Source organism: Cellulomonas sp. P4_B5_2, from assembly GCF_056402235.1.
Genome location: NZ_JBFUHU010000138.1, coordinates 1 through 9292, shown reverse-complemented (window position 1 = coordinate 9292; position 9292 = coordinate 1). Strand labels below are relative to the sequence as shown.

At 73.7% G+C, this 9292-nt stretch carries 9 protein-coding genes and 1 tRNA gene; 8 read left to right on the top strand and 2 right to left on the bottom strand.

Annotated elements, in window-relative coordinates; all coding sequences use genetic code 11:
• The 4 genes from AC1DUQ_RS11555 to AC1DUQ_RS11540 all read left to right on the top strand — a co-directional run.
• The coding region (locus AC1DUQ_RS11555; RefSeq protein ID WP_477073821.1) for a molybdopterin-binding protein at positions 1 to 669 on the top strand (669 nt) is incomplete at its 5' end.
• Positions 669 to 1265 carry a GNAT family N-acetyltransferase gene (locus AC1DUQ_RS11550; RefSeq protein WP_477060154.1) on the top strand — a complete coding sequence of 199 codons (597 nt, stop codon included), beginning with the start codon at positions 669 to 671 and terminating at the stop codon, positions 1263 to 1265. The genes AC1DUQ_RS11555 and AC1DUQ_RS11550, both read left to right, overlap by 1 nt.
• Before the next feature lie 63 nt (positions 1266 to 1328).
• On the top strand, positions 1329 to 2471 hold the full coding sequence (locus tag AC1DUQ_RS11545; RefSeq protein ID WP_477060155.1) for a hypothetical protein: 1143 nt from the start codon (positions 1329 to 1331) through the stop codon (positions 2469 to 2471).
• Positions 2472 to 2525: 54 nt separating this feature from the next.
• A tRNA-Ala gene (locus AC1DUQ_RS11540) sits at positions 2526 to 2598 on the top strand.
• A 68-nt stretch (positions 2599 to 2666) separates the two neighbouring features.
• Here AC1DUQ_RS11540 and AC1DUQ_RS11535 read toward each other — a convergent pair.
• The gene (locus AC1DUQ_RS11535; RefSeq protein WP_477060156.1) at positions 2667 to 2942 is read right to left on the bottom strand and encodes a GlsB/YeaQ/YmgE family stress response membrane protein; all 276 of its coding nucleotides are present in this window, start codon (positions 2940 to 2942) and stop codon (positions 2667 to 2669) included.
• Positions 2943 to 3042: 100 nt separating this feature from the next.
• On the opposite strand from AC1DUQ_RS11535, the gene AC1DUQ_RS11530 reads away from it, so the two are divergent.
• Complete coding sequence (locus AC1DUQ_RS11530) at positions 3043 to 4044, top strand: bile acid:sodium symporter family protein (protein ID WP_477060157.1); 1002 nt, start codon at positions 3043 to 3045, stop codon at positions 4042 to 4044.
• A 59-nt stretch (positions 4045 to 4103) separates the two neighbouring features.
• Positions 4104 to 5573 carry a family 20 glycosylhydrolase gene (locus AC1DUQ_RS11525; RefSeq protein ID WP_477060158.1) on the top strand — a complete coding sequence of 490 codons (1470 nt, stop codon included), beginning with the start codon at positions 4104 to 4106 and terminating at the stop codon, positions 5571 to 5573.
• Between the two features lie 4 nt (positions 5574 to 5577).
• Here the strand turns inward: AC1DUQ_RS11525 and AC1DUQ_RS11520 are convergent, their stop codons facing one another.
• Entirely contained in the window at positions 5578 to 7305 is a 1728-nt protein-coding gene (locus tag AC1DUQ_RS11520) for a dolichyl-phosphate-mannose--protein mannosyltransferase (RefSeq protein ID WP_477073820.1), read from the bottom strand.
• A 52-nt stretch (positions 7306 to 7357) separates the two neighbouring features.
• Between AC1DUQ_RS11520 and rsmI the strand changes: the two genes are divergently transcribed.
• Entirely contained in the window at positions 7358 to 8239 is an 882-nt protein-coding gene (rsmI, locus tag AC1DUQ_RS11515) for a 16S rRNA (cytidine(1402)-2'-O)-methyltransferase (RefSeq protein WP_477060160.1), read from the top strand.
• Between the two features lie 81 nt (positions 8240 to 8320).
• A partial coding sequence (locus AC1DUQ_RS11510) for a PQQ-dependent sugar dehydrogenase (RefSeq protein ID WP_477073819.1) occupies positions 8321 to 9292 on the top strand: 972 nt, incomplete at its 3' end.

Genomic DNA, 9292 nt, shown 5'->3' with positions numbered 1-9292 from the left:
GGCACCCACGCGGACCGCACGGGGGCCGAGGTCTTCGAGGCGGACGGGCACGCGCTCGAGGCGGCGGTCCGCGACGCCGGGGCGGCCGCCGTGCGGGTCGGCATCCTCGGCGACGACCGCGCGATCCTGCGCGAGGCCATCGAGGACCAGCTGGTGCGCGCCGACCTCATCGTCATCACGGGCGGGCTGTCCGAGCTGACGCACGACACGGTCAAGGACGTGCTGGCCCCGATGGGCAGCGTCCGGCTGGACCAGATCGCGATGACGCCCGGCCAGCGGCACGGGTTCGGCACCGTGGCCGACGACCTGGCCAGCGACAAGTCCGTGCCGATCTTCGCGCTGCAGGGCCACCCGGTCGCCGCGCAGGTGTCGTTCGAGGTGTTCGTCCGGCCGGCGCTGCGGGCCATGGCCGGGCACGCCGAGCTGTTCCGCCCCTCGGTCGCCGCCGAGGTCGCCGAGGGCTGGGTCTCGCCGCCGGGGCTGCGCCAGTTCGTGCCGGCCACGGTGCTGGGCTCGCCCGACGAGGGCTACCGCGTGACGCCGCTCGGAGACCCCTCGGCCCCCACGGTGAGCGCCCTCGCGCACGCCAACGCGCTCGCTGTCGTCGGCGAGCAGGACCTGACCGTGCACCCCGGACAGGTGGTCCACTGCCTGGTCCTGGAGGGCTGATGGCGGCCGGGTGGCCCGCGGTCCTGGTCGAGGGGAACGTCCGGCTGCGCCCCCTGCGCCGGCGCGACCAGGACACGTGGATGGCGCTGCGGGCGCAGAACGCCGCGTGGCTGGAGCCCTGGGACGCCACGAGCCCGGTGCCGGTCACCGGCCCCCGGCCGTCGTTCGGCACCTTCGTGCGGTCGCTGTCCTCGCAGGCGCGCGCCGGCGTGACCCTGCCGTTCGCCATCGACCTCGACGGTCGGCTCGTCGGGCAGCTGACCGTGTCGTCGATCACCTACGGGTCGCTGAGGTCCGCGGCGGTCGGCTACTGGGTGTCCGAGCACGTCGCCGGGCTGGGCGTCACGCCCACGGCCGTCGCGCTGGCCACCGACCACTGCTTCAACGCGCTCGGCCTGCACCGGGTGGAGATCAACATTCGCCCGGAGAACGGGCCGTCGCTGCGGGTCGTCGAGAAGCTGGGGTTCCGGGACGAGGGGCTGCGCGAGCGGTACCTGCACATCCAGGACCGCTGGTGCGACCACCGCTCGTTCGCGCTCACGGTCGAGGACGTGCCGGGTGGGCTGCTGGAGCGGTGGCGAGCCCGGAACGGGTGACGCAGAGGCCGACACGCCGCGCTGGTCCCGGGTGGGCGCGGTCGGGACGCCTACCGTCGTGACGTGAACGATCTCGCAGGACCGGTCGCGCTCGCGCTGGTCGGCCTGTGGGTGGCATATCTGGTACCGCACAAGCTGCGGCACCGGCAGCAGCTGCTCGAGTCCCGGGCGGACGACCGGTTCTCCGAGGCGCTGCGCGTGGTCGCGGTGAGCGACCGGCGCATCCGCCAGGAGGCCTCGTCCGCGGAGTGCGGGCCGACGGCGAGCAGTACCGCGGGGCTGCTGACCCCGGGCAAGGGGCTCCCGGTGGCCACCGGGAGCGCGACAGGAGGCACCACCGTGGACCGACCGCACGGCACCCAGGACCGGATGACCACCGACGCGGCGCGCCGCGCTGCGCAGGCACGTGCCGCGAGAGCGGCCTCGGTCGCCCGTCGTGGCGCCGCCGCGCGCCGTCGCGCGCTCCTGGCCGGGCTCCTGGTCGTCGCGACCGTGGTCGGCTGGACTCTCGTCGGGCTGAACCCGCTGGTCACCTGGGTCGCGGGAGCCGTGCCCACGGTCCTGCTCGGCTCCGTCCTCGTGCTCGGCCGCCGTGCGGTCCTGGCCGGGCGGGAGGCCGACGAGGCCTGGGCGCAGAAGATCGCCGACGAGCGCCGGGTGGCCTCCGGTCCTCGCACGGGTGCGATGCGCGCGGTGGCCACCGCGTCCCGCACCGCGCCCACCGCCAAGCCCACCGCCAAGCCCACCGCCAAGCCCGCGGCAGCCCCTGCGGAGGTCGCTCCGCTCGAGGCGCCCATGCCCTTCGTCACCGGCCGCGCCGTCCACCCGTCCGACGCCAGCACCGAGGTGTTCGCGCGCATCGTCGAGGACAAGGGCGAGTCCGAGGGCCCCGCGCGGCACGCGTCCACCGGCCAGGTTCCCGTGGTCCGCCGCTCGGTGAGCGACCGCACCGCAGAGTCCGGCTCCGCGGACGACGAGGCCTGGTCGCCCGTGCCCGTCCCGCGCCCCACCTACACGATGAAGGCGTCCGCGCCGCGTCGTGAGCCGGTCCCGCTGGAGAACCTCGAGGGGTCGACCGCCGCCCGCACCGCCGACGTCGAGAACCCCGCCGACGCCGAGCGCACGCCGCTCGAGCCCCCCGTCGAGACGACCGGCAGCATCGACCTCAACGCGGTCCTGGCCAAGCGTCGCGTCGCCGGGGAGTGACCCGCCGGATTTCGCGATCCACCGGGCGCTGGTGTTAGTCTTTAGCCCGCTCGCGGGGCTGTGGCGCAGTTGGTAGCGCGTCTCGTTCGCAATGAGAAGGTCAGGGGTTCGAATCCCCTCAGCTCCACCCGCAGCACGAAGGCGGCCCCCCATCGGGAGGCCGCCTTCGTCGTGTACGGGGGTGTGCGCGCAGGCTCAGAGCAGGCTGCGGCGGCGGCTGCGGTTGCCCGAGACGGCGGCCACACCGATCGCGGCGAGCACCACCTGGAACAGCAGCTCGATCCAGTCGACGCCGGCGGTGTCCTGGACGCCGACCAGCGACGCCAGGTAGGTGCCGATCAGGGCGGCGACGATCCCGATCACGATGGTCAGCAGGAGCGAGATGCGCTGACGGCCGCGCACGAGGAGACGGCCCAGGATGCCGATCACGGCGCCGATGATGATGGCGGAGATGATGCCTTCGGGTGTCATGTGGAACTCCTTGACTTCGAGGGGTTCTATCGGGTACGACCGATGAATCTAGGGGGGATCCGTCGGATCCGCGCGCTGAGCGCGGTGGCACACTGTCGCCGTGCCTTCTGTCGTGCCCGCCCGAATCGCTGCACAGAGCCGCTGGAACCGGGTCCGGTCCTGGATCGACCCGCTGGTCGTGATGATCCTGGCGGCCCTGCTGCTGGGGCTCCTGCTGCCGGCCCAGGGTGCCGTCGCGGACGTCCTGGACGGGGTCCGGACGGCGGCGATCATCGTCCTGTTCTTCCTGTACGGCGCGCGCATGGCCACCGGCGACGTCTGGGCCGGGCTGCGCAACTGGCGGCTGCAGGGGTCGATGCTCGCGTCCACGTACGTGGCGTTCCCCGTCCTGGGCCTGCTGGTCCAGCTGCTGCCCGACGCGGTCGTCTCGCCCGAGCTCAAGACCGGGCTGCTGTACCTGTCGCTGCTGCCGTCGACCGTGCAGTCGTCGGTCGTGTTCACGTCGATCGCGCGCGGCAACGTGGCGGGCGCGATCACCGGCGCCACGATCTCGAACGTCGTCGGCATCGTGCTCACGCCGCTGCTCGTCGCGCTCCTCATGGTCCGCACCGCCGCGGTGTCGGGGAGCAACGTCGGCGGGATCCTGCTGCAGCTGCTGCTGCCGTTCGCGCTCGGGCAGCTGGTGCAGCGCTGGATCGGCCCGTGGCTGCGTGCCCGGCCGCAGCTCACCCGGGTCACCGACCGCAGCACCCTCGTGCTCGTCGCGTACACGTCGGTGAGCGAGGCGACCGTGTCGGGTGCGTGGTCGCACGTCACCTGGGTGGCCCTCGTGGTCCTGCTCGTGGTGTGCGCGGTGATGCTCGCGGCGATGCTCCTGCTCACGTGGAACAGCGGACGGTGGCTCTCGCTCGAGCGCGGCGACCGCATCGCGCTGCTCATGTGCGGGTCGAAGAAGAGCCTGGCCACGGGCCTGCCGATGGCCGCCGTCCTGTTCGACCCCGTGCTCGCGGCCAGCGTCGCGCTGCCCGTCATCGCGTTCCACCAGCTGCAGCTGGCAACGTGCGCGGTGCTCGCGCGCCGCCTCGCCGCGCAGGTCGAGTAGCGTCTCCCCGGAACGATTCGATCAGGGTCGTCCACCGCCCGTCCCCGCCGAGGAGCCCCGTGCCCGACGTGATCGCCGTCATCCCGCAGCCCGCTGTGCTGGAGCGGACCGGGGACGCCCCGTTCGTCCTGACCGAGGCGACCACCGTGGTCGCCGACGGCCGCCCTGACCTGATCGGCATCGCGGTGCTGGTCGCCGACCTGCTCGGCCGCGTGGGCGGACGGGCCGTCGAGGTGCGGTACGCCGAGAGCGGCGCGTCCGACATCGTGCGCCTGCGGCTCGTGGAGTCGTTGCCGCCGGGCGACGAGGCGTACCGCCTGATCTCGCGGAACGGCCGCATCGACCTCGAGGCCCGCACCACCGCCGGCCTCGTCCGCGCCATCGTCACGCTGCGCCAGCTGATCGTGTCCGCGCCCGGGGGCGTCCTGCGGGTGCCCGCGGTGCGCATCGAGGACTCGCCGCGCTATGACTGGCGCGGCCTGTCGATCGACGTCGCGCGGCACTTCGTCACCGTCTCGGACCTCAAGGTCGTCATCGGCGTGATGGCGCACTACAAGCTGAACGTCCTGCACCTGCACCTCACCGACGACCAGGGGTGGCGGCTCCAGGTGCCGTCGCGTCCGCTGCTCACCCGGCTGTCCAGCAGCACGTCGGTCGACGGCGACCCGGGCGGCTTCTACTCGGCGGAGGACTTCGCCGACATCGTCGGCTTCGGCGCGGCCAGAGGGGTGCGGGTGGTGCCGGAGATCGACGTCCCCGGTCACGTCAACGCCGCCACCCACGCGTACGGGGAGCTCACCCCGTCCGGCGAGCCGACCGACACGTACACCGGCATCGAGGTCGGGTTCAGCCGGCTCCACGCGGACCTGCCCGCCACGGGCGCCTTCCTCACCGACGTGTTCGGTGACGTCGCCGCGATGACGCCGGGCGACTACGTGCACATCGGCGGCGACGAGGTGCTCACCATGGAGGCCGACGAGTACGCCACGCTCGTCGCAGCCGCGTCCGCCGCGGTCCGGGCCGCCGGCAAGAAGGTGGTCGGCTGGCAGGAGATCGCGCACACCCCGCTGGAGCCCGGCACGGTCGTGCAGTACTGGGACACGCGGGTGGACGCGGCGCCGTTCGTCGCGGCGGCCCAGGCGGGCGCGCTGCTGCTCATGTCTCCCGGGTCGAAGGCCTACCTCGACATGAAGTACGACGCGAGCACCGAGCTGGGCCTGGAGTGGGCGGGTCACATCGAGCTGCGCGACGCCTACGACTGGGAGCCGTCGACGCTCGTCGAGGGGGTGCCGGCGGACGCGGTGATCGGCGTCGAGGCGGCGATCTGGACCGAGACGCTGCGCGACCTGCCCGCCCTCACGCAGATGCTCCTGCCCCGGTTGGCGGCGATCGCGGAGGTGGCCTGGTCGGCGCCCGAGCGGCGCGACTGGGAGGACTTCCGCACGCGGGTCGCGCAGCAGGCGCCGTTCTGGGACCGCCTCGGGCTGTCCTGGTACGCAAGCCCGCAGGTGGACTGGCCGCAGCGCTGAGCGGCTAGACCCAGGTCTGCAGCCACATGTGCGAGTGCCAGAAGTCGTAGGGCACGATCCACGCCGTCCAGACCGGGTAGAAGAACGCGCTGACCCCGAGGATCAGGGCCACGAGCACTCCGCACCCCACGATCGCCCAGCGCCGGCCGCGCTCGTCGACGTACTTCGGCCCGACCACCAGGCCGATGACGTAGACCAGGGTGAGCACCACCCAGGGCGTGAACGCGATCGAGTAGAACGTGAAGATCGTGCGGTGCGCGTAGGCGAACCAGGGCAGCCAGCCGGCGACGATGCCGGACAGCACGGCGCCCGCCCTCCAGTCCCGGTACCGGAACAGCCAGACCGCCGCCACCAGGACTGCCGCTGCGGCGCACCACCAGAGCACCGGGTTGCCGAGCGCGACGATCGCCTGCGAGCAGCTGTCCGCACCGCACGCGTCCTGGGCCGCCTGTCCGGTCAGCCCGGAGACCTCCGTCGGGTACCAGAACGACGTCGGCCGCCACTGCACGATCCAGCCCAGCGGGTGCGCCGCGTAGGAGTGCGGCGTCTCCAGGCCGTTGTGGAACGCCCACATGTCCTGGTGGTACTTCCAGAACGAGCGCAGCGCGGGCGGCAGCCACTGGACGCCCAGGTCCGGGTTCTGCTCGGCCCACAGCCGGCCGTAGGCCCCCCGGTGCGCGAACCACGACCACCACGAGCCGACGTACACGACGACCGCGATGCCGACCATCGAGATCCCGGCGACGACCCCGTCCTTGAGGATCCCGGCGCGCCACCAGTGCCGCACCCCGATGCCGCGGCGGGCGGTGAGGTCCCACGCCACGCTGAGCAGCCCGAACACCGCGAGGAAGTACATCGCGGACCACTTGGTGCCCAGCGCGAGCCCGAGCAGCACGGCCGCGGCGAGGCGCCACCAGCGGATGCCGAGCCGCGGGCCGTCGCCGAGGTCGTCTCCGGCGTCGAGGATCCGGGCGGTCCGGTCCGCCAGGCGTCGTCGGGCCTGGTCGCGGTCCAGCAGCAGCGCGCCGAACGCGGCCAGCACGAAGAACATGAGGAACGGGTCGAGCAGGCTGATCCGCGACATCACGATCGCCTCGCCGTCGACCGCCATCAGCAGGCCGGCCAGGGTGCCCAGCGCGGTGGACGCGAACAGCCGCCGGCCGATGCGCGCCACCATGAGGACCGCCAGCACCCCGCAGACCGCCGCCGCCAGCCGCCACGCCGCCGAGCTGCCGACCCCGCCGCCGACGTGGATCCCGAGCGCGATCAGCCACTTGCCCACCTGCGGGTGCACCACGTAGGAGCCCGTCGTGGTCAGGCCGCTGGTGKCGCCGGCCTCGAACGCCGGGTTGGGCTCCTCGCCCCAGGTGGCCTCGAAGCCGTTGACCAGCAGCGAGAACGCGTCCTTGACGTAGTACGTCTCGTCGAACACGAGGTGGTGCGGGCGTCCGAGGTCCCAGAACCGCAGCACCGCCGCGAGCGCCGTCACCGCGAGCGGCCACAGCCAGCCCGTCAGGCGCGCGCCGGGGGTGGCGTCCAGGGCGAGCGAGTCGTCGCCGACCAGCCGCCGCAGCAACCGGCGGTGGTGCGACTCCACCGGCCCCTCGACCTCGCGCGGCTCCCCCGGGGGAACCAGCTCCTCAGGAGCGCCGAGCTCGTCGGGATCCTGGGTGGGGGCGGCGTCTCCCCGACGGGCGGTCAGGGTCGAGGCGTCGTCGTCGAGGGGCGGCACGCGGTCATCGTAGGGGCGACGACTGTGCTGTGGGAGGTGGCAGGCTGACCGCGTGAGCCCCGCAGAGCAGCAGACCCCCGGCCGCCTCGTGCTGGCTGCGACGCCGATCGGCAACACGGAGGACGCGTCCGCGCACCTGCGCCGGCTGCTCGCGGAGGCCGACGTGGTCGCCGCCGAGGACACCCGACGGCTCCGCGCGCTGGCGGCGCGACTGGGCGTCGAGATCGGCGGTCGCGTGCTCAGCTTCCACGAGCACAACGAGGTCGAGCGCTCCGCGGAGGTCCTCGCGGTCGTCGCCGGCGGGGGAACCGTGGTCGTCGTGACCGACGCCGGCATGCCCGCCGTCTCCGACCCGGGGTTCCGGGTGGTGGGCGCCGCCGTGGCCGCGGGCCTCCCGGTCACGGCCGCGCCGGGACCGAGCGCCGTGCTGACCGCCCTCGCGCTCTCGGGACTGCCCACCGACCGGTTCTGCTTCGAGGGCTTCCCCCCGCGCAAGCCCGGGGAGCGCGCGCGGGCGTTCGAGCTGCTCGCCGACGAGCGCCGCACGATGGTCTTCTTCGAGGCGCCGCACCGGCTCGACGACACGCTGGCCGCGATGGCCGACGCGTTCGGCGGCGACCGTCCCGCCGCGGTGTGCCGCGAGCTGACCAAGACGTACGAGGAGATCGTGCGGGGACCACTCGCGGACCTCGTCGCCTGGGCGTCCGCCGACCAGGTGCGCGGGGAGATCGTCGTGGTGGTCGGCGGGGCGCTGAAGGCGGTGGAGCTGTCGACCGCGGACCTCGTGGCCGAGGTGCTGTCCCGCGCGGACAGCGGCGAGCGACTGAAGGACGCGGTCGCCGAGGTGGCGACCGCGGCCGGCGTCCCGAAGCGTGACCTGTACGCGGCCGCGCTGGCGGCGAAGCCGTCCCGGTCGGCAGCGACGCCCGGCTGACCTGGGTCGAGGACCACCGCCGAACGGCTGGTCAGGGCGATCCCGGAGTGCGCGGCTGCCCGCTGCGTGATCGGCTGAGGCATGACTGTGCGACGGACGGCGTGGGTCGGGCTGGCAGCAGCCGTCGTGGCGCTCGCGGGCTGCACGTCCCCGGCGGAGAGCCCGGACCCGACGACCACGCCGAGCCTGGCCAGCTCCGCGAGCCCGTCGGCGTCGAGCCCGCCCACCGGTCAGGTGAGCGAGGTCGACGACATCGTCGGGGACCTCGCCGTCCCCTGGGGGATCGCGTTCCTGCCGGACGAGCGGGCCGTCGTCACGTTGCGGGACGCCGCGCGGCTGGTCCTCGTCGGGCCGGACGGTGCGGCGACGGACGTGACCGGTCCGGGTGCCGACGAGCTCGCCGACGTCGTCGTCCCCGGCGGGGAGGGCGGGCTGCTGGGGGTCGCCGTGCTCGGGTCGTCGGACGGCGCAGTGGATCTGGCCCTGTACGCCACCGCAGCCAACGACAACCGGGTCCTGCGGGGGACGCTCGACGGGTCGACCCTGGGCGAGCTGCGCCCGATCCTCACCGGCATCGCCAAGGCCGGCAACCACGACGGCGGCCGGCTCGCCGTCGGGCCCGACGGGTACCTGTACGTGACCACCGGCGACGCGGGCGACCCGCCCTCGGCTCAGGACCCGGACGGCCTCAACGGCAAGATCCTGCGCATCACCGCCGACGGCGACCCTGCCCCCGGCAACCCGGACGAGGACTCGCCGGTGTGGAGCCTCGGGCACCGCAACGTGCAGGGGCTCGGCTGGGCGCCCGACGGGCGGATGTTCGCCTCGGAGTTCGGCCAGAACACGTGGGACGAGCTCAACCTGATCGAGCCGGGCGGCAACTACGGCTGGCCGGAGGTCGAGGGGATGGGCGACGGCTCCGGTTTCGTGGCGCCCGTGGCGGTGTGGGGGACCGACGACGCGTCGCCGAGCGGCCTCGCCGTCACTGCCGACGCCGTCTACCTGGCCGGGCTGCGCGGCGAGCGGCTGTGGCGGGTCCCGCTGACCGACGAC